This window comes from Citricoccus muralis (genome assembly GCF_029637705.1).
Lineage (GTDB): Bacteria > Actinomycetota > Actinomycetes > Actinomycetales > Micrococcaceae > CmP2.
The window spans coordinates 2,750,472-2,774,258 of the sequence record NZ_CP121252.1 but is presented as its reverse complement, the minus strand read 5'-3'; the positions used below and the strand labels follow the sequence as shown (position 1 = coordinate 2,774,258).

The 23,787-nt window shown below is 64.4% G+C and carries 22 protein-coding genes and 1 pseudogene; 8 read left to right on the top strand and 15 right to left on the bottom strand.

Annotated features, from left to right (window positions below):
• Positions 1 to 40: 40 nt before the first annotated feature.
• From P8192_RS12745 to P8192_RS12725, 5 genes are all read right to left on the bottom strand, one after another.
• On the bottom strand, positions 41 to 1,087 hold the full coding sequence (locus P8192_RS12745) for an LLM class flavin-dependent oxidoreductase (RefSeq protein ID WP_278157391.1): 1,047 nt from the start codon (positions 1,085 to 1,087) through the stop codon (positions 41 to 43).
• Complete coding sequence (locus P8192_RS12740) at positions 1,084 to 2,418, bottom strand: O-acetylhomoserine aminocarboxypropyltransferase/cysteine synthase family protein (protein ID WP_278157390.1); 1,335 nt, start codon at positions 2,416 to 2,418, stop codon at positions 1,084 to 1,086. The genes P8192_RS12745 and P8192_RS12740 overlap by 4 nt, the downstream gene beginning before the upstream one ends.
• Positions 2,415 to 3,170: an alpha/beta hydrolase gene (locus P8192_RS12735; RefSeq protein WP_278157389.1), complete on the bottom strand. Its 756-nt coding sequence runs from the start codon at positions 3,168 to 3,170 to the stop codon at positions 2,415 to 2,417. Before P8192_RS12735 ends, P8192_RS12740 begins: the two co-directional genes overlap by 4 nt.
• 83 nt (positions 3,171 to 3,253) lie before the next feature.
• Positions 3,254 to 3,376 (bottom strand): hypothetical protein, encoded by a 123-nt coding sequence (locus P8192_RS12730; RefSeq protein ID WP_278157388.1) that lies wholly within the window; start codon positions 3,374 to 3,376, stop codon positions 3,254 to 3,256.
• Positions 3,373 to 3,576 carry a hypothetical protein gene (locus P8192_RS12725; RefSeq protein ID WP_278157387.1) on the bottom strand — a complete coding sequence of 68 codons (204 nt, stop codon included), beginning with the start codon at positions 3,574 to 3,576 and terminating at the stop codon, positions 3,373 to 3,375. The genes P8192_RS12730 and P8192_RS12725 overlap by 4 nt, the downstream gene beginning before the upstream one ends.
• On the opposite strand from P8192_RS12725, the gene P8192_RS12720 reads away from it, so the two are divergent.
• The 6 genes from P8192_RS12720 (at position 3,570) to P8192_RS12695 (ending at position 10,207) form a co-directional block, all read left to right on the top strand.
• The gene (locus tag P8192_RS12720) at positions 3,570 to 4,919 is read left to right on the top strand and encodes an LLM class flavin-dependent oxidoreductase (protein ID WP_278157386.1); all 1,350 of its coding nucleotides are present in this window, start codon (positions 3,570 to 3,572) and stop codon (positions 4,917 to 4,919) included. The two genes, P8192_RS12725 and P8192_RS12720, sit on opposite strands and share 7 nt — an antisense overlap.
• Before the next feature lie 40 nt (positions 4,920 to 4,959).
• Complete coding sequence (locus P8192_RS12715) at positions 4,960 to 6,483, top strand: ABC transporter substrate-binding protein (RefSeq protein ID WP_278157385.1); 1,524 nt, start codon at positions 4,960 to 4,962, stop codon at positions 6,481 to 6,483.
• A 210-nt stretch (positions 6,484 to 6,693) separates the two neighbouring features.
• A complete protein-coding gene (locus P8192_RS12710) occupies positions 6,694 to 7,638 on the top strand; it encodes an ABC transporter permease (protein WP_278159832.1) in 945 nt (314 codons plus the stop codon).
• Between the two features lie 6 nt (positions 7,639 to 7,644).
• Positions 7,645 to 8,532, top strand: coding sequence for an ABC transporter permease (locus P8192_RS12705; protein ID WP_278157384.1), 888 nt, complete (start codon positions 7,645 to 7,647; stop codon positions 8,530 to 8,532).
• Positions 8,532 to 9,356 (top strand): ABC transporter ATP-binding protein, encoded by an 825-nt coding sequence (locus P8192_RS12700; RefSeq protein WP_278157383.1) that lies wholly within the window; start codon positions 8,532 to 8,534, stop codon positions 9,354 to 9,356. Before P8192_RS12705 ends, P8192_RS12700 begins: the two co-directional genes overlap by 1 nt.
• Positions 9,353 to 10,207 carry an ABC transporter ATP-binding protein gene (locus P8192_RS12695; RefSeq protein ID WP_347403411.1) on the top strand — a complete coding sequence of 285 codons (855 nt, stop codon included), beginning with the start codon at positions 9,353 to 9,355 and terminating at the stop codon, positions 10,205 to 10,207. Before P8192_RS12700 ends, P8192_RS12695 begins: the two co-directional genes overlap by 4 nt.
• A 340-nt stretch (positions 10,208 to 10,547) precedes the next feature.
• Here the strand turns inward: P8192_RS12695 and P8192_RS12690 are convergent, their stop codons facing one another.
• From P8192_RS12690 to P8192_RS12665, 6 genes are all read right to left on the bottom strand, one after another.
• The gene (locus P8192_RS12690; protein ID WP_278157382.1) at positions 10,548 to 11,489 is read right to left on the bottom strand and encodes a ketopantoate reductase family protein; all 942 of its coding nucleotides are present in this window, start codon (positions 11,487 to 11,489) and stop codon (positions 10,548 to 10,550) included.
• A gap of 70 nt (positions 11,490 to 11,559) precedes the next feature.
• The gene (locus tag P8192_RS12685; RefSeq protein WP_278157381.1) at positions 11,560 to 12,948 is read right to left on the bottom strand and encodes a TRAP transporter large permease; all 1,389 of its coding nucleotides are present in this window, start codon (positions 12,946 to 12,948) and stop codon (positions 11,560 to 11,562) included.
• Complete coding sequence (locus P8192_RS12680) at positions 12,945 to 13,457, bottom strand: TRAP transporter small permease (RefSeq protein WP_278157380.1); 513 nt, start codon at positions 13,455 to 13,457, stop codon at positions 12,945 to 12,947. The genes P8192_RS12685 and P8192_RS12680 overlap by 4 nt, the downstream gene beginning before the upstream one ends.
• 91 nt (positions 13,458 to 13,548) lie before the next feature.
• Positions 13,549 to 14,667: a TRAP transporter substrate-binding protein DctP gene (dctP, locus tag P8192_RS12675; protein ID WP_278157379.1), complete on the bottom strand. Its 1,119-nt coding sequence runs from the start codon at positions 14,665 to 14,667 to the stop codon at positions 13,549 to 13,551.
• Positions 14,668 to 14,723: 56 nt separating this feature from the next.
• Positions 14,724 to 16,328, bottom strand: a complete 1,605-nt coding sequence (gene mdlC / locus P8192_RS12670; protein ID WP_278157378.1) for a benzoylformate decarboxylase — start codon at positions 16,326 to 16,328, stop codon at positions 14,724 to 14,726.
• A 65-nt stretch (positions 16,329 to 16,393) separates the two neighbouring features.
• Positions 16,394 to 17,899, bottom strand: coding sequence for an aldehyde dehydrogenase family protein (locus tag P8192_RS12665; protein WP_278157377.1), 1,506 nt, complete (start codon positions 17,897 to 17,899; stop codon positions 16,394 to 16,396).
• A gap of 167 nt (positions 17,900 to 18,066) precedes the next feature.
• Here P8192_RS12665 and P8192_RS12660 point away from each other — a divergent pair, with 167 nt between their 5' ends.
• Both P8192_RS12660 and P8192_RS12655 read left to right on the top strand, forming a co-directional pair.
• A complete protein-coding gene (locus tag P8192_RS12660; protein WP_278157376.1) occupies positions 18,067 to 18,963 on the top strand; it encodes a LysR family transcriptional regulator in 897 nt (298 codons plus the stop codon).
• Between the two features lie 74 nt (positions 18,964 to 19,037).
• Entirely contained in the window at positions 19,038 to 20,357 is a 1,320-nt protein-coding gene (locus P8192_RS12655) for an ISL3 family transposase (protein WP_278157375.1), read from the top strand.
• 82 nt (positions 20,358 to 20,439) lie between these two features.
• On the opposite strand, the gene P8192_RS12650 is transcribed toward P8192_RS12655, so the two are convergent.
• The 4 genes and pseudogenes from P8192_RS12650 to P8192_RS12635 all read right to left on the bottom strand — a co-directional run bounded on the left by P8192_RS12650 (position 20,440) and on the right by P8192_RS12635 (position 23,726).
• Positions 20,440 to 20,619: a sulfurtransferase TusA family protein gene (locus P8192_RS12650; protein WP_278159830.1), complete on the bottom strand. Its 180-nt coding sequence runs from the start codon at positions 20,617 to 20,619 to the stop codon at positions 20,440 to 20,442.
• Between the two features lie 140 nt (positions 20,620 to 20,759).
• Positions 20,760 to 21,350, bottom strand: a pseudogene (locus tag P8192_RS12645) (YeeE/YedE family protein); the annotation flags it as partial.
• A gap of 61 nt (positions 21,351 to 21,411) precedes the next feature.
• Complete coding sequence (locus P8192_RS12640) at positions 21,412 to 22,083, bottom strand: ABC transporter ATP-binding protein (protein WP_278157374.1); 672 nt, start codon at positions 22,081 to 22,083, stop codon at positions 21,412 to 21,414.
• Entirely contained in the window at positions 22,080 to 23,726 is a 1,647-nt protein-coding gene (locus P8192_RS12635; RefSeq protein ID WP_278157373.1) for an ABC transporter permease, read from the bottom strand. Before P8192_RS12635 ends, P8192_RS12640 begins: the two co-directional genes overlap by 4 nt.
• Between the last annotated feature and the right edge of the window lie 61 nt (positions 23,727 to 23,787).

Genomic DNA, 23,787 nt, shown 5'->3' with positions numbered 1-23,787 from the left:
CAGCGGGTGGCCGATGCCGCCCGTGGTCGGCTCGGGCCGGTCATACCGTAACCGGGGCACCATGAACGAGCGGGAACACCTCGGCAGCGATACGCTCCAGCTCCGACTCGATGGGGGAGGACTGGATGAGCAACAGGGTCAGCCCCGCCTCCTCGTAGGCGCGGATCTTCTCCGCCACCTGTTCCGCGGTGCCCACCAGGTTCGGGCGCAGCCCTCGGGTGCCCACCGCGTACTCGCGTGCCGAGACCTCCACATCAAGGGCTGAATTCGCGGTGAACTCCTGGAAGGAGGCGTAGCCGGGGGAATGCGGATCCACGGTGGTGATCCGCTCCAGCTCTGCCTGAGCTTCGGCCTCGGTGTCGCGGACGATCACGTACGCCGACATCGCAAATTCTTCGAGCGGCGGGCGTCCCTTGGCCGCGCGACGGCGCTGCATGTCGGCGATCTTGTCCCGGATCTCCGCCACGGTGCCGCCGTGCATGGCGTAGGCGTTAGCGAAGTCGGCAATCGCGTCGCGGCCCTGAGCGGACTCCCCGCCGGCGAAGATGCCCAGCTCACCGGAGAGCTTCGGCTCGACAATGGTGTCGGTCAGCGTGAAGAAGTCGCCGTCGTAGCTGAAGGGGGTGGTGGCCAGCGCCCCGGTGAGCGCCTCAACAAACTCAGTAGCCTGCGCGTAGCGCTCATCGTGGGCAGGAAAATCCCCGCCGAACTGCTTGGCCTCCTCCGCCCACCAGGCTGCCACCACGTTCAGTGCGAGGCGCCCGGGAGCGATCGAGTCCAGGGTGGAAAGCTGCTTGGCCGCCACCGCCGGGTGATGGAACCCCGGTCGGATAGCCGTCATCACGCGCAGGTTCTGCGTCACCGCGAGCACCGCGGAGGTCAGCGCCCAGGCCTCCAGGCTGGGGGCGTCCACCCCCTTGCGGTCGTTAAGGTACAGCTCGGGGATGAGCGTGGTGTGGTAGCCGAGCCGGTCCGCCGTCAAGGACAGCGAGCGGATGGTCTCCCAGGTGGCGGGGGTGCCCTCGTCGCCGACGTTGCGCAGGAATCCGCCGTACACCGGGGTCCAGTAGCCGAAGTGCAGAGTCATGGTTGTCCAACTTTCTGACGTGAAATGTTCTGGTTCGCAGCCGATACTGCGGTGCTGGCGGCGTCCAGGGTCGCGCTCAGGTCGGCCACCAGATCCTCCGGGTTCTCCAGGCCCACCGAGAGTCGAATCGTGGCGGCGGAGAACCCGCCCTGGGTCAGCTGCGCTTCCGTGAAATGGGAGTGCGTGGTGGTGGCGGGGTGGATGACGAGCGAGCGTACGTCCCCGATGTTGGCGGCCAGGGTAAACAGTCGCAGACCGTCCACCACCGCGGGGACCAGCGCGGGGTCGACGACGTCGAAGGACAGCACGCCGGGCCAGCCGCGCGGCAGATAGTGCTCCGCCCGGGTCCGAGCCGCCCCGCGCTCGGCAAGCGGATGGTGCACGCGGGTGACGGCCGGATGCTCGAGTAGGGCGTCGACCACGGTCTGCGTCGTCGTTGAGATGCGCGCCAGCCGGACCTCCAGGGTCTCAATGCCGAGCAGGATGTCGCGGGCGTTGAACGGGGAGAGGCTGGGGCCCAGGTCGTGAACGAGCTTGGTGCGAGCGTAGACCAACAGTGCGCTGGACTCCCGACCGAAGCGTTCCCAGAGCACCACGTCGCCGACGCGAGGATAGGGCTGCGTGAACTGCGGCCAGCGTGCGGGTTCGGCACCGAAATCGAAGGTCCCCAGGTCCACGATGGCACCGGCGAGCGAACCCCCGTGGCCGCCCAGATGCTTGGTGGCCGAGTAGACCACGATGTCGGCGCCGTGGTCCTTGGGCTTGAGCAGGGCAGCGGTGGCCACGGTGTTGTCGACCACCAGGGGCACTCCTGCCCGGTGGGCGATCTCGGCGAGCGACTCCAGATCGGGAATGCTCGCCGTCGGGTTGCCCACCGACTCCACGAATAGCGCGCGGGTGGTGGGCCGGATTGCCGCCGCCCAGGCCTCGAGGTCGAGTGGGTCGACCAGGGTGGACTCGATGCCGAAATCGGTGAACGTGTCCGTGAGCAGGTCCATGGTGCCGCCGTAGAGGGTGGAGGAGGCCACCAGGTGCTCTCCGCTGCGCGCCAGCGCCAGCAGCGCGACAACGACGGCGGATTGCCCGGAGCCGGTGGCCAGGGCGGCCACGCCGTCGTCGAGAGCAGCCAGGCGCTGCTCAAGCACCAGCTGGGTGGGATTGCCGGTGCGGCTGTAGACATCCCCGGTCTGGCGCAGCGCGAAAACCTCGCGGGCCTGCTCCCAGGAATCGAACTCGTAGGCCGCCGTCTGGTGGATCGGCACCGCGACCGGCCGGTGGCCGTGCGCCGCCTCGCTTCCGGCGCGGACCGCGTGGGTGCCGGAACCGGTCACAGCGTGTCCTGCAGGATGATCGGGGTGGCGCGGGCATCGCCGCGCAGCCGTTCAGCGAAGCTGACGATCACGGCGGCCACGCTGCGGTGGTGGACGTCGTTGAGCACGTCGTGCAGACCGCCGGCCACCACATTCAGTTCGACCGGACCGGCGATCCAGTCCGCGCGCAGCTGAGCCAGCGGGCTGATCTCATCGGCGCTTCCATGGATCACCACGGTGGGGACCCCGAGGGTATGGCCGGGCAGCACGGGCGAAACCTGATCGGACGACACCGCGGGCTGGGAAGCCGACTGTGCACTCTCGACCACGCCACGATGCACCGGGCAGGCGCTGCGGAAGCTGACGTCAGCCACGGACGTGTCGGCTCCCTCGCCCTCGGTCGCACCGGCGGTAGCCAGTCCGGTGAGCGCCACTCCGTCCGGGCGCACCTCGACCAGTTTTTCGCTCAGCGCCTGAGCGAAGAATCCTCCGCCGGCGTCCACGGTCACAGCGAGCACGGGGCCGTCTGGCCGCTCGACCAGGGACGGGTCCCTCAGGGCCGCGTTCCACAGCTCGGCCGCCGCCTCGGCTGAATCTGGGGCGGCGTTCGGCACCCGCACGATGTACCCGTCCGCGGCCAAGCGACGGCCGAAGCGGGCGTAATAGCTGGCTGCATCGGCGCGTCCCTGAACGAGGACAACAAGTCCGCGCGGGGGCGTGGCCGGTAGGTACTCATCGATGGAAGCGACGGACTCCTGCTGGGTGACAGTCATGCGATCTCCTGAACATAAAACCGAATAAAGTGAACTTAAATTCTGGCAGGTCTCTGCCTGAAACGGTATCCGTACCCCGTCATCTACGCAATCGGATCGGCGGGTGGAAGCATGAGTGCGCGGATGTGAAGAAGCGTGACTTCTAGATAAGTTCCTTGCAATTCCAGGGTTGTTTCAGCGAAATCCTGTGCTTCCATGGTGGTCATGCCCGTTCGGTGGCGGAGTTGTTGCTGGACGCGTCGATCGCCACGTGGTGGTCGGTAGAGATCCGCGGCACCGAGCAGCTGAACAAAAATGAACATAAAGACTGACTGTTCATTCCGTTGTGTTGTTTCAGTGAAGTGGACGGATGCGTGATCAGCACCGCGACGGGCCACGATCCGGAGGAGAGGAACTCAGATGTCATCACGTCGATACTTGCGACTGGGAGCTGTGCTCAAGGGCGCAGGCGGTCCTGGAGACCATGGTGTGTGGAAAGACGCTTCGGTTCCGGGGGACGCCAGCGTCAACCTGGAGTATTACGCTCACCAGGCGCGGCTGGCCGAGGCAGCGAAGTTCGATCTGATCTTCATCGTGGACAGCCACTTCATCACCCCTGATTCGCCGCCCCACTACCTCAACCGCTTCGAGCCGTTCACGATCCTCTCGGCGCTCGCCGCACTCACGAAGAACATCGGGCTCGTCGGCACGATCACCACCTCCTTCGAGGATCCCTTCCTGGTGGCTCGCCGCTTCGCCTCGCTCGATCTGATCAGTGGCGGTCGGGCCGGCTGGAATGTTGTCACCACCGGTGATGAAGGCACAGCCCGACTCTTCGGCCTGGAACAGCACTACGACTACGACGATCGCTACGGTCGGGCGCTGGAGCACGTGCGACTGGTACAGCAACTCTGGAACTCTTATGAAGACGACGCCTTCCCACGCGACCGGGCCACGGGACAGTTCCTGGACCGCTCTAAGCTGCACGAGGTGCATCACCGGGGAACGCACTTCACCCTCGATGGGGCGCTCAACGTGCAACGATCGGCTCAAGGGCAGCCCGTGATCTTCCAGGCTGGTGATTCCGAGTTTGGTCGAGACCTGGGCGGAGCGGTCGGTGAGGGGATCTTCACCCATGCTGCCAACCTCGAATCAGGACGAGCGTTCCGCACTGATCTGCGGGCCAGGGCCGAGCGCTTCGGCCGGAACCCCGACGAGGTGCTGGTCATGCCGGGCATGGAGATCGTCGTCGGCGATTCCGACGCCGATGCGCGTGACCGTGAAACGGCGAATCATCAGCAGGACGCAGACTTCGATAAGGATCTCGGTCAGTTCGGGCGCTCCTTCGGCTGGCACGACTTCACCCAGTACGACCTCGACGCACCGTTCCCTGATCTACAGGATTTGGGGGATCGCAGCTTCAAGACCCGTGCTGACAAGATTCGTGCCGTCGCGAAGGAGGAGAACCTGACGCTGCGTGAGGTAGTCACGCGGTTCACCGCTCCGAAGCGCTCTCCCTTCGTGGGCAGCCCGGAAACCGTGGCTGACACCGTGCAGGAATGGTTCGAAGGAGGCGCCTTCGACGGACTCAACGTGCACTATCGCACTCACGAGCAGTTCTCGCGGTTCACCGATGAGGTGCTCCCCATCCTGCGTGAACGTGGCGTCGTTCGTAGCGAATACTCCGGCAGCACGCTGCGCGAGAACCTCGGTCTGCCCTTCATTCCCCACCAGCGCCCCGCGTCTTCGCTCGTCGAGCAGACCGCATAGCCCGTCGCCCTGTGACGACTTCAGAACGAAAGAGAACGACATGTCTCCACGACCACATCAGTCACCGAAGAAGCTCATCGCCCTGACCCTCGCTGCCTCCATGCTTGCCTTGAGCGCATGCGGTGGAAACGCTAGCGGAGGTGACAGCGTCGAAGCCGATCAGGTGTTGAAGTGGGCGCCGCGAACGAGTCCGTGGAGTTGGGACCCGGTGGTGCAGGGCAGTGGGTTCCAGTTCAACCAGCTGGCGCTCGCATACGCATCGCTGACGGAGATCAACGAGGACGGCGAGGCAGTGCCGGGGCTCGCAGAATCGTGGGAATACAACGAAGCCGGCGATGCCGTGACCTTCACCCTGCGTGAGGGCTTGGTGTTCCAAGACGACACTCCGTTGGATGCCGAGGCCGTCAAATCTTATGTCGAGCGTGCCATTGAACAAGAAGATTCGGCCCTTGCCAATGACTTGGACTCGATTGACCACATCACTGCAGACAGCGAGCGCGAGGTCACTTTCCACCTCACCCAGGTCGATCACCAGATTCCGCTGTTGCTCGGGCGCCGAGTTGCCTTGATCACCTCTCCTGAAGCCGATCCAGACGACCTGACGCAGACGCCAGTGGGAGCCGGGCCGTTCACCCCGGTGGAAATCGTCCCGGATTCGCACGCGTACTTCGAGAAGAACCCGGACTACTGGAACGCGGATGAGATCAACATCGACCGCGTCGAGATCCACTGGGGTATTGACGAAGCCTCGCTGGTCCCCGCGCTGCAAACGGGAACCTATAATTTTGCGGACCTGCCACCGGCACAAGCACAAGCGGCCGAAAATTCCGACTTCGATGTGGTGACCCATCCAGGGTTCAACGCAGCCAACATCACCATCAACCACCACCTGGAACCGTTCGATGACCCGGCTGTCCTCGAAGCGGCCCGCTACGCGATCGATCGCGACGAATTAGTCGACGCGGTCACCTTTGGCTATGGGGAACCTGTCTCTCAGCCGTTCCCCGAGGGGTACCTCGCGTGGAGCCCTGAGGTCGAGGATCCGTGGCCCTATGACCCTGAGAAAGCGAAGGAGATCCTCGAAGACGCCGGATACGAGGAAGGCGAGGTCTCGGTGAACTTCGCTGTGCGTGATGACGCGCCGGCGAACGAGATCATTCAGTCTCAGCTCGCCGACGTGGGGATCAACCTCAACCTGCAGATCATCCCGAATTGGGAGCAGCCGTTCTTTGCCAAAGAGCTTCCCATCTCGACCTACAGCACGACGGGGCGCGAATCACCCGTCCAGACGCTCACCGCACACTTCGGTGCCGATGGGCCGCTCAACGGCGCAGGTGAGTATGAGAATGACGAGTTCCTCGAGGCTGTAGCACTCGCTCGAGAAACCCCCTTGGACTCCCCGGACTACGAGGAGAATCTGCAGAAGGCAACGGAGCTGGGCGTGCTGAACAGCCCGACCATTTTCACCTACAGCCAGCCGAACATCTTCGGTCAGTCCGGAATCTCTGAACTGCCGCAGGTCCCCGGACAGATCCATTGGGAGGGCGTGACCATCGAGGAGTGATCTTCGATGGGCGCGGCACAGGTTGAACGGATTGGACAGGAAGGAGACGCGATGAGCTTAACCACCGCAACGAACTCACGAGCCCACACGAGCAGTATCGAGCGCTCCGATGCGGAAGCGCAAGTGACCGATCAATCCTCATCAACCTCAGGGGACGGTCCTCAATCGAAGCGAGTATCGAGTGCATGGCGTCGGCGCGCGCGGAATGTCGTGTGGACCGTCGGCCGGATCGCTGGTGTGTTTGTCCCCGTCTTTATCTTGGGCACATTCCTCACCTTCTTGCTAGGACATCTCAGTGGCCTCAGCCCGGCTTACGTGCAGTTGGGCGAATCAGCGACTCCCGAGCTGGCCGCCCAGCTGGAGCAGGAGTGGGGGCTCGATCAGCCGTTCCTGGTGCAGTACTGGACCTGGTTCACGGCTTTGCTCCAGGGCGATTTAGGAACCAGCTGGTACAACAACCAGGGCATTGCAGACCTGTTGTGGGGCCGAGCCATCGTCAGTCTCTCCGCAGCCGGAATCGCGCTCCTGATCGGGGTGGTTGCCGGATTTATCCTTGGATCACTTGCGGCAGTGCTACAGGGAACATGGGTGGACCGAAGCATCACCGGGTTCACCACGCTGATCTCGACGATGCCCCCGTTCGTCGTAGGAATCGGATTGGTGGCCATTTTCGCGGTCGGTCTGGGATGGTTGCCCGCTGCCGGTTATGTTCCGTTGAGTTCCGGGTTCGGTGCATGGCTGAGCTATCTGATCTTGCCGGCCCTGGCACTGAGCTTTGACACGATCGCAGATGTGGCACGGCAGTTGCGCACCGGACTCGTCGATTCACAGCGGCAGAACTACGCGGTGGGTGCCTTGGTTCGCGGGCTGAGTCCGCGTCGGACCTTCTTCGTGCACGTTCTTCGTAACGGTGCCAGCCCCTCCATTGCGATCCTCGGGATGAAATTCCCGAACTTGCTCGGCGGAGCTGTGGTCACCGAAGCGATTTTCGGACTCTCCGGGTACGGGCTCTTCGCCAGCGAGTCCGCGATCCGCGGAGATGTGCCAGCTGTCCAGGGTGTCTTGGTGATTGCCGTCGTGTTGGTCGTGGTCTTCAACGTCATCGTGAACATCATCCTGAACCGTCTAACGCCGGCATCACAGAGAGGGGTGTAAGCAGACATGCTCCGCAATCTCAGTCGTTTGCTCAGCGTTCGCATCGCAGCTGTGTTCTTAGTGTTGATTCTGGGCTTGGCTCTGCTCGGCCCTGTCTTGGCTCCATTTGATCCTCTGGCTCGTAGCCCCGAGACGTTGCAACATCCCAGTTGGACTCACTGGATGGGCACGGATTACATGGGGCGGGATGTCTTCAGCCGCATTCTGTCGGGCGCCACAATCAGCGTGCTCGGTGCGGTCGAAGTCGCGGTGATCGCCCTCGTCGTGGGTGCGATTCCGGGGATTCTGTCCGTGTACCTTGGCAGAGTTTTCGAGTGGGTGACACTGCGCGTGATCGACACGCTGATCGCGTTGCCGTTTCTCGTCGTGGCCGTTGCCATGACCGCTCTTCTGGGCAACGGCGTGCATCAGGCGATGATCGCCGTCGGACTCCTCGTCTCACCCGTCTTTTACCGCGTGGCTCGCGCCGCGGCATTGGCTGCCGTGAGCTCGCAGTATGTTGAAGCGGCTGTGCTGAACGGAGCCTCAACCTGGTGGGTCGTACGTCACCACATTTCAGCGAAGGTCATTCCCGCTTTGGGCGTGGCCGTTGCCAACACTATGGGCGCCGGGCTCGTTGTGATCGCGAGCCTGACCTTCATTGGGGTAGGAGTCCAACCACCAGCACCGACATGGGGCGGCGTGCTCGCCTCCGATTTGGGTTACCTGACGTATCGTCCGTACGCGCCCTTCTTCCCCATCGCATTGATTATGGGCACTGTCTGGGCACTGAACGCTATCGCCGATGGCATCCGCGATGTGGCTGGCGACGCCGGCCGCGCGCTCGGAAAGCAGGCACACGCGGTGCCAAGCACCGCACAGAAAATTGTGAAACCGGAAGCGGTGAGCTCCTGATGACTGAGAACGCTCTGGTTGAATACGACCAGGTCACGATTACGAATTCCTATACCGGCGAAGCCGTGGTAAGCGGTTTCTCCGCGACGCTTCATCCAGGAGAAGTACTGGGCCTTGTCGGCGAATCCGGAAGCGGTAAATCCATCACCTGCAGGTCCCTTCTGGGGATTCTGCCCCGCGGATTCGAGATCACCGGAGGAACGGCTCGAGTCTTCGGGAACAGCGCCGTGGGCCTGTCCGACCAACAATGGCAGCAGGTCCGTGGGGTGCGCATCGGTGCTGTTTTCCAAGATCCCGGTTCGTACCTCAACCCCTCGATCAAGATCGGATCGCAGATCGCTGAACCGCTTCGGATCCGTCGAGGGTTGAATCGACGTGACGCCAAAACAGAAGTGCTGCGCTTGTTCAAAGAAGTGCACTTGCCTTCTCCAGAAGACCTGTTTCAGCGCTATACCTTCGAGCTGTCGGGCGGAATGCTCCAACGTGTCCTTCTTGCTGGCGCGCTAGCACTGAACCCTGAGGTCCTGATCGCCGATGAAGCGACCACCGCACTGGACGTGACCGTTCAGGCGGAAATCTTGGACCTGTTTCAAGAGTTGCAGCAGACACGTCAACTCGCACTCATCGTCGTTTCTCACGACTTGGCTGTGGTCTCGCAACTATGCGACAGGATCATCGTCCTGCGGAACGGTGAGATCGTCGACCAGGGGAGCGTCGAGGACATCATTCATCATCCAAGACATGAATACACCCGGCTGTTGGTCGACGAACATGAAAAGTACGGGCTTGAGAAGGTCTTGTCCCCTGAAAGGAGTCGTCCATGAACCATCACCATGATTCTTCAGCCACGTTGATTCACACGGCAGGCATGGACGTTCACCTCGGGACACTGCGTTCGCGGCGCCACATTCTCCAGAACATCGACTTCTCCGTTCGCGAGGGGGAAGCCGTCGGTGTTATCGGCGAAAGCGGGTCAGGCAAGACCACGTTGGCGCGCACCCTTCTCGGGTTAGAGAAGCCATCCGACGGAAGTATCAGGTTCCGTGGCGAAGAGCTGTCAACGCAGTCACCTCGTCAATGGGCCGAATTTCGCCGAACCGGCACACTTCAGTACGTCTTCCAAGATCCGTTGAGAAGCCTCGACCCAGACCAGACCGTGGGCTGGTCCCTGGGCGAACCTCTGCGCATCCAGGGTCGACTCTCCCAGGAGGAGATCCGTTCCAAGGTAGAAGAGCTAGCGATTGATGTGAATCTCGAGTCAGCACTGTTGGACCGATACCCTGCGGAGCTGTCGGGTGGTCAGCGACAACGTGTCTCCGTCGCGAGGGGACTGATCGTTGAGCCAGAGTTACTCATCCTCGATGAGCCGGTGAGTGCTCTCGACGCCGCAAACCGAGTTCAAGTTCTGCAGTTGCTGGAAAAGTTGCGTCACCGAGGAATCTCGTTGATCTTCATCTCCCACGATCTGGGTTCCGTCGCGGGCATCACTGATCGAACCGTGGTTTTGTATCAGGGGCGGATCGTCGAAGAGGGTCCCACCCGCCAGATCATCGAGGCGCCACAACACCCTTATACTCGTCTGCTGATCGGCTCCGCACCGACGTTGACCTCGCGTACGTCGCTGTCGAAAGACGAGAAGAATGCCTTGCGTGCAGAGCTGCTGATGGTGTCGTGAGCTGAGTGTAGTCAGCGGAGCAATCTGGCTTCCGGCAGATTCTCGGCCCCTAAAACATTCTGAGTGGCGAAGAAGTCCATGGACAACCGTTACATTCCTTATTAGTGCGTTAGCGACGTGAACCTTTGACCTGAAATTCTGCGTCGGTGCGTATCTCGGGGCACGCAGTTCCACCTTTGTGAGGCGTTTGAAGTGGTAGGTGTGGTTAGCGGCGCTCCTGGCTCGAGGACGTGGATACGAGAACCACTTCTCATAAGGCGACGACGAGTGGCCTGTGAATTACGTGGTCAAGCTGGACTGTGCCGTATCTTCGGATTGAGAGCTGACTTTGGGAAGCCGCCTATCCGATGCTCCTACGATTCTTGGAGGCGAGGGTGCGGAGCCGGATCACATCGCAGAGCATCCTCAATACCGGAGAGGGGAGCCCGTGTGCCTCTGCTACGGAGAGAATCGCACCGCCGATCGTCTCCACCTCCGTGTCTCGGCCCTGCAACACGTCTTCGGTCATCGAGGTCAGGTGATCGGCATGTTCCCGATAGGCCATCGTCAATGTCGCTCGAATACGTTGTTCGGAGATGGCGATGTCGAGGGCGCCTGCTACGGTCAACGATTCTCGGATGATCTCTTCGGCCCATTGCTGCGTTTCGGGGAGGCGGCCTACGTCGCCGACAGTGAGGCCTGTGGCTCCGCCTATAGTATTCATCACCGCGTTGAAGATGAGCTTCTCCCAGATCGGCACCCGAACGTCCGGATGCGATCTGGCTTGGAGCCCCGCCGAATGCAGCAACGTCGCAGTCTGCTCGGCTAGTTCCGAAGGTGACTCTGTAAGCGCGGCGTCTCCAAGAATCACCGCTCCGCTGTCCACGGTGCCAATTTCAGTGAGAGATTTCCGGTCTGCAGGGAAGCTTGTCATGCCCATTAGCGTTCGGTCTTCGCCCAAGAGGTTGATAATCGCCCGTTCGTTTCCCACCCCGTTCTGGAGCGTGAGGCCTACCGTACGCTCGTCAACCACGTGACGGATTGAATCCAGAGCGTCGGACGTGTGAGACCCCTTGGTGAATACTAAGACGAGGTCGACCGAATCGGTCAGATCCTGCGCCTGCGCTGCCAACACTGGGACCGTGAAGCTGCTCATCGGTGTTGTTACGGTGATACCGCTAGTGTTCAACGCCGCCACGGTGTCGGCGTCGACGTCGATCATGGTGACCGTGTTTCCTGCGGCGGCCAGCCGGGCGCCGAAGAGCTGGCCCATGGCCCCGGCTCCGAGTATCGCGATGGTCATGGAAGTTCGGTCCTTTCGTGGAGGGGCGTGGGGCCCTGGGGCGTGGTTCGTCGCCGGGCTCCACCGCGCGTTACTGGACGATGGAGGGCAGCCAGAGGGTGATGCTGGGGAATGCGAAGAACACGGCAACCAGCAGGATCTCGATGACGACGAACGGCCAGATGCCGCGGAACACATCCGAGGAACGGATTTTGGCGGTGCCGGCCACCACGAAGCAGTTGATGCCGACCGGCGGGGTGACCATGCCGATCTCGATCAGCTTCACGATCAGGATGCCGAGCCAGACGCCGTCGAATCCCATGGCCATGGCGGCCGGGTAGATCAGCGGCACCGTGATCACCATGATGGAGATGGACTCCAGTGCGGTGCCCAGCGGGATGAGGAACGCCAACAGCAGCGCCAGGATGATCCAATTCGGCACGTCGAGGGAGGTGACCGCGTCTGTGACGGTTTTCGGGACTCTGGCCACCACGAAGAAGACGGACAGCAGGGCGGATCCGACGATGATGGCGAACACCATGCTCGTCGTCTTGGCCGTCTCCTTCAGCGCCTCCACGATCTCATGGCCGATCCGGCGCGCTCCGTCGCGGCGGAATTCGAGGATCAGGATCAGCAGACTGAACAGGGCCGCGATGGCGGCGGACTCGGTGGGGGTGAACAGTCCGGAGTAGATGCCGCCCATGATGATCAGGAAGATGACGGCCAGGCGGAACAGCCCGCGCAGCGGCAGACGCTGGTTGTCCTGGCGGATCTGTAGGTTGGTGATGGTGGTGTCCAGTTCGCCGGCGAGCTCCCCGGAGCCGCCGCCGACGGTTGCGGGAACCTTCGACGACGCCGTATTCGCCGGGGTCACCTGCTTGCGAGACTGCACCATGATGTAGATCGAGTAGGCGATGGCCGAGAGTAGTCCCGGGATGATGCCGGCAGCGAGCATGGCAGCGATCGATTCGCCGGTCAGGATGGCGTAGAGCACCAGGAACAGACTCGGAGGGATCATCGCGCCCAGGGTGCCGGAGACCGCGACCAGCGCGCCGGCGAGACTGGCGGAGTAGCCGGCCTTGCGCATCTCGCCGATCGACAGTCTCGACATGGTGGCGGTGGTGGCAATAGTCGATCCAGACACCGCCGCGAACCCGGCACAAGCTGCCACCGTGGCGATGCCCAGACCGCCGGGAAGACGCTGGAATGCTCGACGTGCGATAGCGAAGACCTGCTCGGCGATCCGAGCGCGCACGGCGAACACTCCGAGCAGAATGAACATCGGGATGATGGTCAGCGAGAACGTTGAGGTGTGCTCGAAAGCGGTCGACGCCAGCATTCCGCTCGTGAAGCGTTCATCACGGAGCAGCACCAGCCCGATGGCTCCGGAGAGCCCGAGGGCCACCCACACCGGCATACGGGTCAGCAGCAGGCCGATCAGCAGAACGACGACGATGACAACGGCGATTCCGGCGCTCATGAGGGGATGTCCTTGGTCTCGAGAGTGGTGTCCTCGTCCTCGCCGAGCAGCGGCTCGTTCATGAAGGACAGGGCAGCGTTGATCAGGGCGATGAGGAGGAAGGTGGCGAAGCCGATCACCACCAGCCAGCGGGAAGGCCACAGGGGCCACTGCATCAGACCCTGGCTGATCTCCCGCGAGGAGGTACTCTGCAGCGCTCGATCCAGGGTGGCTAGTACATACCAGAGCACCATCCCCGATGCCAGCAACCAGACGACCCCGGCGAACCGGCGAGCGAAAGCCTGCGGAAACCGATCCGTGAGCAGATCAACAGCAACGTGGGCGTTGGTGGCGCCCGCATAGGCGAGGCCGAGGAAAACCGTGGCCACAAGTGCCGTTTCGCTCATTTCCAAGAGTCCAGGTACTGACCTGCCGAGGAAATTGCGCGAAACCACATCAATGGTCACGGCGACCATGATGATCAGAGTGGAGATGGAGGCCAGCGCTGCCAGAGGTGCCGAGATGAACATCCCGGCACACCTGAGCACGCTGCCACGTTCATGTGTGCGAGTCGTAGACATGATGACCTGAATTCAGTGGGCTCAATGGGAACGATGTGGGTCAGCTTCGTCCAGCGCATTCGATGGCCGGGTCTTCGCGGACCTGACCCTCGAAGGTGTCGAGCTTCTCCTTGTACGCGGCCAGATAGTCGGCAGCACCTTCAAGCCCGTCACGTTCGGCGTCCTCGACCCAGCGATCCTCGAGGCTGTTGCCGAGTGCGTCAGCCCAGCGTGCGGTTTCGGATTCATCCCATTGGCGCAAATCGCCGATGTCTTCGAGCAGGGCGTCGCACTGCTCGGCGGTGACCTCGGTGAAGATCCGCTGAGCGTGCTCTCGGTTGAACTCCTCCGTGACCTCGTCGACGATGCTGCGGAGTTCGTCGTCCAGGGAGTCGTAAACTTCCTTGTTCATCCACATGCCAATGGTCGTGTAGGTGCCTACCCCCGGGTCGGTCCACTCAGGAAGAACATCCTTGAGCTGATAGGTGATCGTTCCGTCCAGAGGGAACGCGGCGGCGTCGGCAATGCCACGCTCGAGACCCTCGTAGGTCTCCGGTGCGGTCAGTGTTACGGAGTTGACGCCGATGGCGTCAACGGCATGCTGGGCGTACTGGCCGGCCATGCGCAGTCGTAGGTTCTGCAGGTCGTCGATCGAGGCAAGATCGGTGTGACCACCAAGCAGCAGACGACCCGGGGGCACATGGGCGATGGGGTGCAGGCCGTTTTGCTCCCAGAGCGCGGCCGCGCCCTCGTGCTCCTGGCTCAGATCGTAGACGGCCTGGGTGACGGCCTCGCTGTTGTTGTTCAGGAACGGGATGCTGGAGATGGTGGCCTGAGGAAACAGCTGTGAAGCGTAGTCCGTGAGGGACTGCCCCAGATCAGCGCGACCGTCGCGCACGCACTCCGGGATCTCGGAAGCGCTGCAGAGAGAGTCTGCTGCGTCGATGTTGAAGGTGATACGCCCATCCGAGCGTTCTTCAACCTGCTCATACCACCAGTTGCCCATCTCCTCTGAAACACTGCCTGGGGTGGCCCAGGACGCGACATTGAGTTCGATGGACTCGGTGCCGCCGCCTTCGGACTCCCCGCAAGCGGTGAGACCGAGAGCGAGTACGGTGACGCTGAGCGCTGCCACGGAGGAAGCGAAGCGGCGGGTGCTGCGTAGTGATGAAGTGGCCATGATGTGTCCTTGAGGTGAGTTGCGTGAGCAATGAGATGAATTGGGTGGTGGTGTCGTCAGACGATGCGGACGTCGATGAGGACGGGGCCCTCGGCAGCGAGGGCGCGGGTGTAGGCGGCGTCGAAGTCCTGGCGGTTGTCCACCCGCTGGGCGGGCACACCGTAGCCTTCGGCGATGGAGACGAAGTCGATGCCGGGGACCTCCAGGCCGGGGGTGTCGGGAACCCCCATGCGCTGGGCGAAACCGGAGAGGGCCCCGTAGCCGCTGTTGTTCACGATGATGAAAATCGTGCGGGTGCCGCGCTGGGCGGCGGTGTAGAGGGCAGTGATGCCGAAGTTTGCGGAGCCGTCCCCGATGGTGGCCACCACGGTCTTCTCCGGGGCGCCGAGGGCGTACCCCACCGCCACTGGCAGGCCGAAGCCCAGGCCACCGGAGGCCGGGAAGTGGTACATCCCGGGGCGGTCAATGGCGATCCGCTCGATGTATTCGAGATCCAGGGTGGTGGTCTCGTTGATGTAGGTGACCGTCTCATCGACGTGCTGGTTGAGCACCTCTAGGATCTCGGTGCCGGTCATGCCCTCCTCCGAGGTGTGGGCGGCGGGCAGGGTGCGGGAGCCGGGCTCGCCACGGCGGGTTCCCCCGTCGCTGACGCCGGCGGCGAGGGTGCGGACCGCTGCTGCGACGTCGGCCACCACGGCCTCGCCGAAGGGGGCGCGGGCGGCTTCGCTGGGATCTTCGGTCACGTGCAGCACCCGGGTGCCGGCGGTGAGGTAGTTGCTGGGCTCCCACCGGTGGTACCGGAACACGGCGGCGCCCAGGACCAGCACTGTGTCGTAGTCAGCGAGCCGGTCGCGCACCGACTTCACCCCCGGCACCAGCACGCCCTCGAAATTGGGATGCGTGGTGGGGAACGGGGCGCGGTTCGGTGACGGCGCCACGAACACTGACGCATCGGTCTTCTCAGCCAATTGCACGGCGGCGTCCATGACCCCGTGATCGCGCACCGCGGCAGCGTCCAGCTGGGGGCCGACCACCAAGGCCAGGCGTCCGGCATCACCGATCGCCTGGATCAGGTGATCGGCGATGTCCGCCGTGAGCTGACCGGAGCTGACCACGGTGCGTTCGGTGAGCAGCGCGTCGTCGTCGGAGGCAGGTCGATCCCAGTCGTCCAGGGGCACCGAGACGTAGACCGGACCCGAGGGAGCGGTAGTGGCCTCGAAGATCGCCTGCGACAGGGCGCGCGGCACGTCCTGCGGTGACAGAGGCTCATGGGCGTGCTTGACCAGCGGAGCCGGCAGCGCTGTGGCGTTCACGTTCGCCAGCATCGTCTCCTGTCCGACCGTGGACCGTACCTGCTGACCGGCGAGGATCACCAGCGGCGTCTGCCCATAGGCGGCGTTGGTGAGCGCACCCATGGCATTGCCGCTGCCCGAGGCCGCGTGCAGGTTGACCAGGGCCGGTCCGCCGGTGGCGCGTGAGTAGCCTTCCGCCATGCCGAGCACCACCTGCTCGTGCAGACCCAACACGAAGTCGAAGTTCTCGTCCAGTCCCGCCAAGAACGGCAGCTCGTTGGAGCCCGGGTTGCCGAAGATGGTGGTCAGGCCGTGGGCTTGGAAAACGTCGAGGGTGCTGTCGAGCACGGTACGGTCGGTGTCGGTCATGGTGGAGTCCTCTACGGATCGGTGCCGGTCAGTCAGGTAAAGGTGGTGGATGCTGGTGACGCCGTTTAGAACGGGACCGGGCCCATCTCCTGGCGCACGCCGATCCAGTGCAGCGTAGTGAAGTCCTCGATGGCCTGCTCGCCGTTGAAACGGCCGATCCCGGAGTTCTTCTCGCCGCCGAACATCACGTGCGGCTCGTCGTTGACCGTGGAATCGTTGATGTGGGTCATACCGGCCCGGATGCCGCGGGCGAAGCGCAGCCCGCGCTCGACATTTCGGGTGAACACCGCGGAAGAGAGGCCGAACTCGGTCTGATTGGCCAGGCGCAGCGCGTCGGCTTCGTCCTGGGCCTTGATGATGCCGATGGCGGGGCCGAAGATCTCCTTCTGGGCGATCTCCATGTCCTCGGTGACTCCGGCGAAGATGTGCGGGTGGATCACGCGTCCGTCGATGCCGCCCTCGGTGACGAGCTGTGCGCCCTGCTCCTGGGCGGAGCGGATGAGGGATGAGACGGTCTCGACCTGATCGTCATTGGCCACCGGCCCGATGATCACCGACTCGTCGGCGGTGTCGCCCACGGGAAGCTGCTGTGCGCGCTGCACGAAGCGCTCCACGAACTCGTCGTGGATAGACGCGTCGACGATGATGCGGTTGGCGGCCATGCAGATCTGGCCCTGGTGTAGGAACTTGGCCATCAGAGCGCCGTTCACGGCGCCGTCGATGTCAGCATCGTCAAGTACCACCAACGGGGCGTTGCCGCCGAGCTCCAGAGCAACATGCTTGAGGTGGCCCTGGGCGGCAAGCGAGCCGACGCGCTGGCCCACCGGGGTGGAACCAGTGAAGGAGATCATTGAGGGAACCCGGTGGGTGACCACGTGATCGCCGATCTCAGAACCGGACCCGGGTACCACGGAGAGCAGCCCCTGCGGCAAGCCGGCTTCTTCGAAGATCTCGGCGATGATCAGCCCGCCGGTGTAGGCGGTGTCAGAGGCAGGCTTGACGACGACGGCGTTGCCGAGCGCCAGGGCCGGGGACACCGAGCGCATCGACAGGTGCAACGGGAAGTTCCAGGGGGAGATGACACCGATAACACCACGGGCCTCGCGGTAGACGCGGTTCTCCTTGCCGGGGAACACCGAGGGGTGGATGGTGCCGTGTACGCGGGTGGGGAAGGTGGCGGCCTCGCGGGTGATGCCGATCGCCGAGCTCACCTCGATGTTGGCTTTCAACGCGGAGGATCCGGATTCCACCCGCAACAACGCGGTGACCTCGTCGCGGCGGGATTCCAAGATCTCGGCGGCGCGCAGCAGTACGGCGGTGCGCTCGGTCGGCGGCAGCTCGGCCCATTCCTGCTGAGCGGCCTCGGCTGCTTCATACGCGGCGTCGACGTCAGCCGTCGAGCATCCGGTGAACGTGCGCAGAACCGCTCCGTCGATGGCTGCGGAGATGGTGATCTCGCGCTCGGAGGAACCGTCCTTCCAGGCGCCGGCGATGAACGCGCCCGCGCGCAGTTGCTCGATGGCGCTGGCGGCCAGCTCGACGGCGGAGGTGGTGGATGCGGTGGTGGTCATGGGGAGCCTCGTTCCTGTGATTCCGCGAGCCCTCGAAGCGAGGGCGATGACGTTGCTCACAGCCTAGGTAACCCAAATCACGCAAGTCCAATAAAGATTCAGCGCCTGACCCATAAGATAGCGTTAATGATGGTAGTCCGGTCGCGAATCACGCGGAGGGGAGAACGATGGTGAATCTGAATGCGATCAGGGTGTTCTGTGCGGTGATGGAAGAAGGCTCGGTCACGGCGGCGTCGGAGCGGCTGAAGCTCTCACAGCCCGCGGTGACGCAGACGTTGAACACACTGCGCCGGGCCAGCGGGGATCAGCTGTTCCGCCGGGTGGGCCGTGGCATCGAGCCGACACGTGGCGCGGTGGAGCTCTATGAGCAGGTCAGCGGAGTGACGGATCAGGTGGAACGCGCGGTGACCAGCCTGCACTCATTTGACCCGGCAACGGCTCAGATCACTTTCCGGGTGGCCTTGACGGACCTCGGTCAGGCGGTGTTCTTACCGGAGCTGGTGGCTGTGTTGGCCCAGCGTGCCCCTGGGTGCAGTTTGGATGTGGTGAACGTTAATACGGCGACCGTCGTGGAGGATTTGGTTGCCGGGAAACTGGACGTGGCCGTCTCGTCGACACCGCTGGCAGGTCCCGTGCGCTCGGAGGTACTCCGTGCGGAACACTATTGTTGCGTCACCCGGCAGGGTCGCTTCGGGGAGCAGAGGCTGTCCACCGAGGAACTCGTCGAGTTGCCGCGTGTCGTGGTGCGTGGCTCGACCGGCCACACATTGGTGGAAGCACTCATGCCGCCACCGGTGCGCGGATCCGTGCACTTGTCCGGATTCGCGTCGATTCCGGCGGTGGTGTCGCGTACGGAACTGATTGCTTTCGTTCCGGATGCGGTGGCGGCCGAGTGGGTGGACCGTTGGGACGTCGAGATTCATGCGCTTCCCAGCGATGATTTCGCGATGACGGTGCGCGGGCACGTACCGGTGAAACCCGTGTCAGCGGCCAGTCGGTGGTTCATCGACTGGTCGCTAAAGGGGCTCTTCGGACATCCGGTGGGGGTAGGGCTCGCCGGGTGATGGTTGGCGTGTAGGGGTCGAGGTCCCCGAGGATCAGAAGCGCTAACTCTCTGATCTACCCCGAGGACCTCGACATGCTTCACCCTACTTCGGGGTGCGCTTCGGCGCGCTCTGCTTGCTGTCCGTGTGCCCGCTGTGACCTGCTGGTCGGCCTTCCCGGTGTTCATGTCGAGCACGTCGACCGTCGCGACGGGCTGCTGGTCGTGACGGTCTCGAGCCCCGCCGCGCCTGCCGGGTGCCCGTCGTGCGGTGTCGTCGCGACAGGTCGAGGGCGCCGCCGGCGGGTGCTGCATGACGTGCCCGGAGCGACCCGGGTGCGGATCGTGTGGCGGCAGCGGGTCTGGCGATGCGACGACGAGGGCTGTCTGCGGAAGACGTTCACGGAGCAGCTGCCGTCGCTGGTTGCCCGGCGCGGGTCGATCACGACGCGCGCTATCGGCTGGGCGATCGGGCAGCTGCGTCGCGAGCATGCCACGATCGCGGGCCTGGCCCGGCAGCTCGGGACGTCGTGGAAGACGGTGTGGCGGGCCGTCGAACCCGAACTCGTCAAGCTGGCCGTCGATGAGACCCGGTTCGAGAACGTCACCACGCTCGGCGTCGACGAGCACATCTGGCACCACGTCGACCCCCGCAAGCGCGGCCCGAAGGAGTTGACCGGGATGGTCGACCTCACCCGCGACGAGCACGGAAAGACGCGGGCCCGGCTGCTGGATCTCGTCCCGGGCCGATCGGGGAAGGCGTATGCCTCCTGGCTCGGTGATCGTGGCGACGCGTTCCGGAAGAACGTGCGAGTGGCAGCTCTCGATCCGTTCGCGGGATACAAGACTGCGATCGACGACAAGCTGCAGGACGCCACCGCGGTGCTCGACGCGTTCCACGTCGTCAAGCTCGGCACCGCCGCCGTTGACGAGGTCCGCCGGCGCGTCCAGCAAGACACTCTCGGGCATCGCGGCCGTAAGGGCGACCCGCTCTACGGGATCCAGACCATCCTCCGCGCCGGCGCGGAGAACCTCACCGAGAAACAGCGAGCACGGCTCACCGCCGCGATCGAGGCCGACCCCGCGCACGACGAGGTGTTCGTCGCGTGGCAGTGCGCGCAGCAACTTCGCTCCGCCTACCACCAGAAGGACCTCGCCGCCGGGCGGCGGATCGCCGAGCAGGTCGTCGAGACGTTCCACACCTGCCCGATCCCCGAGATCGCCCGCCTCGGCCGCACCCTCCGCCGCTGGCGGGACGCGTTCGTGGCCTACTTCACCACCGGCCGCGCGAACAACGGCGGCACCGAGGCCGTGAACGGGATCATCGAGCTCCACCGCCGCCTCGCGAGAGGATTCCGCAACCGCGACAACTACCGGCTCCGAATGCTCCTCGCCGCTGGCGGACTCATCCCCTGACCCCACCGGATGTCCGAAGAGCCGCTAAAGGTCATGAAGAGTCTGTCGCCACGTATCCCGCAGGGCGCCTCGTCAATTCTGGTCAGGGCTTCTGCACGGTGATCGACCACTCGGCGGCGCCGCGCTTGACGAACTCCGTCACCGGGTAGCCGTTCTCTGCGGCCCACTCGGGCAGCGAGTCGGTGGCCTGGGTGCAGTCGAAGTTGATGACGAGCTCGTCACCCGCCGGCAGCTGCTCCATGGCCTGCTTGGCCTCCACCAGGGGGAAGGGGCAGACCTGGCCGTCGGTGGACGGCTGCCGGTTCCCTGGTGGCGCATGATGAAGATCTTCGCTGCGGCGCCGGTGCCCAACACCATGAAGAGCAGAGCGGTCCAGCCCTGGAAGCTGAAGGTCGCGGTGTTGACCATGGCGTTGCCGATGGTGCAGCCACCGGCCCAGGCTGCGCCCCAGCCCATGAGGATGCCGCCGATGATCGAGCGCACCGTGGTCTGGGCGTCAGGGACACGGATCTTGAACTCATCGGATGCCTTTGCAGCGATGAAGGAACCGATGAGCAGGTGGGCCAGCCCCGTCTTCGACGCGGGCAGGGTGACCCGAGGACGCAGACGCTCCCGCTGCAGCTGGCGTGCGGCGGCCACCGCGACCACCGCGACAAGGATGGCGACGAAGATCCAGGGGCTCACGCCCAGCGCCTCCTGGAACGAGCCGTTCTGCGTCTCGATCGATCGGATGCCGTCGGTGGTGTCGGACAGCGGTCCGACGCGGAACACGGTGGCGCCGATCATGTAGAAGATCAGCGCTAGCCAGGATCCCACCAGGCCCTCATCGGCACGGTAATAGGTACCGGTGGCGCATCCGCCTGCGAGCACGATGGCGAATCCGAAGATGAATCCGCCGATGATGGTGCCCAGCCACGGGAAGGTGCTGGCCTCCAGGGAGATGACCCCGAACGCATCGAGCACGGTGCCCAGGATGAGGCCGGTGAGAATCATCCCTCCACGGTGGTGGAGTGCCCTACGGGAGTGACCACCGGAGCGTCAAAAAGTGTCATCTCTAGGCCGTGATGATCCGACCGGCGTCGATGGTGACGATGCGGTCGGCGACGGTGGCAGCCTCGTCGTGGTCGTGGGTGACGAAGACTGCGGCGATGGAGGTCGACGTCAGGATCTGGCGGATGTCCACGGCCAGGCGCTCGCGCAGGTCGCGATCCAGGGCGGAGAGCGGCTCGTCGAGCAGCAGCAGCTTCGGCCGCGGCGCCAAGGACCGTGCCAGGGCAACTCGCTGGCCTTGCCCGCCCGACAGGGTGGTGACCGGGCGATTCTCGAACCCCTCCAGGCTAACCAGCTGTAGCATCTGCGCCACCCGCTCCCTGCGCTCGGGCTTCGGGACCCCGGCGGCTTCCAGCCCGTAGGCGATGTTCCGCCCCACGGTGCGGTGCGGGAACAGCTGGCCGTCCTGGAACACCATGCCGCAGCCTCGCTGATGCACTGGACGCGGGATCACGCCCGGGCCGTCCACGACGACGTCGTCCATCAACACCCGCCCGGAGGTGATGCGCTCCAGGCCGGCCAGCCCGCGCAATAGGGTGGACTTGCCGGAGCCGGAGGGCCCGAGCAGGGCGACGATCTCCCCGGGGGCCACGGCCAGGTCAATGTCCTGTACCGCGGTGAAGCCATCGGGGTAGGTGATGGACACCTGCTGACATTCCACGGCGGGGACACTCACAGGGCACCGACTTTCTGGGTTGAGGGCGTGGCGAGGCTGGAGCCCAGCGTCTGTTCGGGGGCACGGTCGCGCAGGGCGCGCGGGCGCAGGCGCTCGCAGATCAGCAGCACGGCGGCGGTGATCACCGCCAGTAGCACGGAGCCGGCCATCGCCATTCCGTAGTTGTCCGCGCCGGGGCGGCCGAGCAATTGGACGATCAGCATCGGCAGGGTTTGGCGCTCGGGGGAGGCCAGGAAACTGGTGGCGCCGAACTCGCCCAGCGAGATGGCGAAGGCGAAACCGGTGGCCAGGCCGAGACCGCGCAGCAGGAACGGCCCGTCCACGGTAGCGAGCACCCGCAGCGGGGAAGCGCCCAGGGTGGCCGCGGCCTCGCGCAGCCGGGGACTGATCGCACCCAACACGGGCACCAGGGTGCGCACCACCATCGGCAGCGCCACCACCGACTGGGCCAGCGGCACCAGGGCGCCGGAGTAGGCCAGCTGCGGGGCGGCCAGCTGCACGGAGACCACGAAGCCGAAGCCGATGGTCACCGCGGACACCCCGATCGGCAGCATGATCAGCGCATCCATGCCGCGCTGCAGCCGCCGCCCCCACACGGTGCGCACCGGGCGGGTGAGCAGAAACGCCAGCGGCACCGCCATCACCAGGGTGATCAACGTGGCGTCGACGGCGATCCGCACGGAATGCTCCAGTGCCTCGAGCACCGTGGCACCGCCGGCGTACCCGGTCCCGGAGCTGGTGGCCAGCAGCTGGTAATTAGTTACGCTCCACTCGCCAGCAGTACGGAACGAGCGCACCACCAGGGACACCAGGGGCCCGGAGACCAGCAGCACCACGGTGGCCAGGGTGAGGGCCAGGGGCACGACGTCGGCGCGGGTGAGACGGTGGGTGTGGGACTGTTGCAGCCGCAGCCCGGTGGTGGTGCGCTTCAGTACTCCCTGGGTGAGCCCCACCGAGGCGAGCACGAACACGAACTGCAGCACCGAGAACACCGCGGCGGTGCGCAGATCCAGGAACACGTGGGTCTGCCGGTGGATCTCGGTTTCCACGGTGCCTACACCCGGCGCGCCCAGCGAGCGGACGATCCCGTAGGCGGTGGAACAGAACAGGAACACCAACCCCGCGGAGGAGGCGATGGCGGGTCCGAGCGCGGGCAGGGTGACGGTGGTGAACGCGCGCAGCGGGGAGGCGCCCAGGGTGCGCGCGGCATCCACGGTGCGCGGGTCCAGCACCTGCCACAGCGCGCCCACCTGGCGCACCACCACCGAGAAGTTGAAGAACACCATCGCGAGAACGACCGCCGCCGTCGTCTGGTCCAGACCCAGGAACTGCAGCGGCCCGCCGGGGCCGAACAGGGCGCGGAAGGCCACCCCCACCACCACGGTGGGCAGTACGAACGGGATGGTGGAGATTCCGCGCAGCAGCGACTGACCGGGGAACCGGCACCGGTAGAGGATGTAGGCGCCGGGGATGCCCAGCAGCACCGCCCCCGCCGTCCCAGCAACCGCCATGAACAGGGTGTGCCCGATGATCCGCCAACTGCGCGCACTGCCCAGCACTTCGGCGAACCCGGTGAGGTCGACCCCGTGCTCGCCGAGAAACCCGCGGGTCAGCATGGCTCCGACGGGCCAGGCGAAGAACACGGCAAGGAACGCCAGCGGGAGTGTTCCCGCCAGCGTCCATGCGAGGGGCCGGCCGATGCGG

Coding starts and splice junctions, on each gene's coding strand:
- P8192_RS12745 (WP_278157391.1), bottom strand. CDS start 1,087: ATGACTCTGCACTTCGGCTACTGGACCCCGGTGTACGGCGGATTCCTG.
- P8192_RS12735 (WP_278157389.1), bottom strand. CDS start 3,170: ATGACTGTCACCCAGCAGGAGTCCGTCGCTTCCATCGATGAGTACCTA.
- P8192_RS12730 (WP_278157388.1), bottom strand. CDS start 3,376: ATGACCACCATGGAAGCACAGGATTTCGCTGAAACAACCCTGGAATTG.
- P8192_RS12720 (WP_278157386.1), top strand. CDS start 3,570: ATGTCATCACGTCGATACTTGCGACTGGGAGCTGTGCTCAAGGGCGCA.
- P8192_RS12725 (WP_278157387.1), bottom strand. CDS start 3,576: ATGACATCTGAGTTCCTCTCCTCCGGATCGTGGCCCGTCGCGGTGCTG.
- P8192_RS12715 (WP_278157385.1), top strand. CDS start 4,960: ATGTCTCCACGACCACATCAGTCACCGAAGAAGCTCATCGCCCTGACC.
- P8192_RS12705 (WP_278157384.1), top strand. CDS start 7,645: ATGCTCCGCAATCTCAGTCGTTTGCTCAGCGTTCGCATCGCAGCTGTG.
- P8192_RS12700 (WP_278157383.1), top strand. CDS start 8,532: ATGACTGAGAACGCTCTGGTTGAATACGACCAGGTCACGATTACGAAT.
- P8192_RS12695 (WP_347403411.1), top strand. CDS start 9,353: ATGAACCATCACCATGATTCTTCAGCCACGTTGATTCACACGGCAGGC.
- P8192_RS12690 (WP_278157382.1), bottom strand. CDS start 11,489: ATGACCATCGCGATACTCGGAGCCGGGGCCATGGGCCAGCTCTTCGGC.
- P8192_RS12685 (WP_278157381.1), bottom strand. CDS start 12,948: ATGAGCGCCGGAATCGCCGTTGTCATCGTCGTCGTTCTGCTGATCGGC.
- P8192_RS12680 (WP_278157380.1), bottom strand. CDS start 13,457: ATGTTCATCTCGGCACCTCTGGCAGCGCTGGCCTCCATCTCCACTCTG.
- dctP (WP_278157379.1), bottom strand. CDS start 14,667: ATGGCCACTTCATCACTACGCAGCACCCGCCGCTTCGCTTCCTCCGTG.
- mdlC (WP_278157378.1), bottom strand. CDS start 16,328: ATGACCGACACCGACCGTACCGTGCTCGACAGCACCCTCGACGTTTTC.
- P8192_RS12665 (WP_278157377.1), bottom strand. CDS start 17,899: ATGACCACCACCGCATCCACCACCTCCGCCGTCGAGCTGGCCGCCAGC.
- P8192_RS12660 (WP_278157376.1), top strand. CDS start 18,067: ATGGTGAATCTGAATGCGATCAGGGTGTTCTGTGCGGTGATGGAAGAA.
- P8192_RS12655 (WP_278157375.1), top strand. CDS start 19,038: ATGCTTCACCCTACTTCGGGGTGCGCTTCGGCGCGCTCTGCTTGCTGT.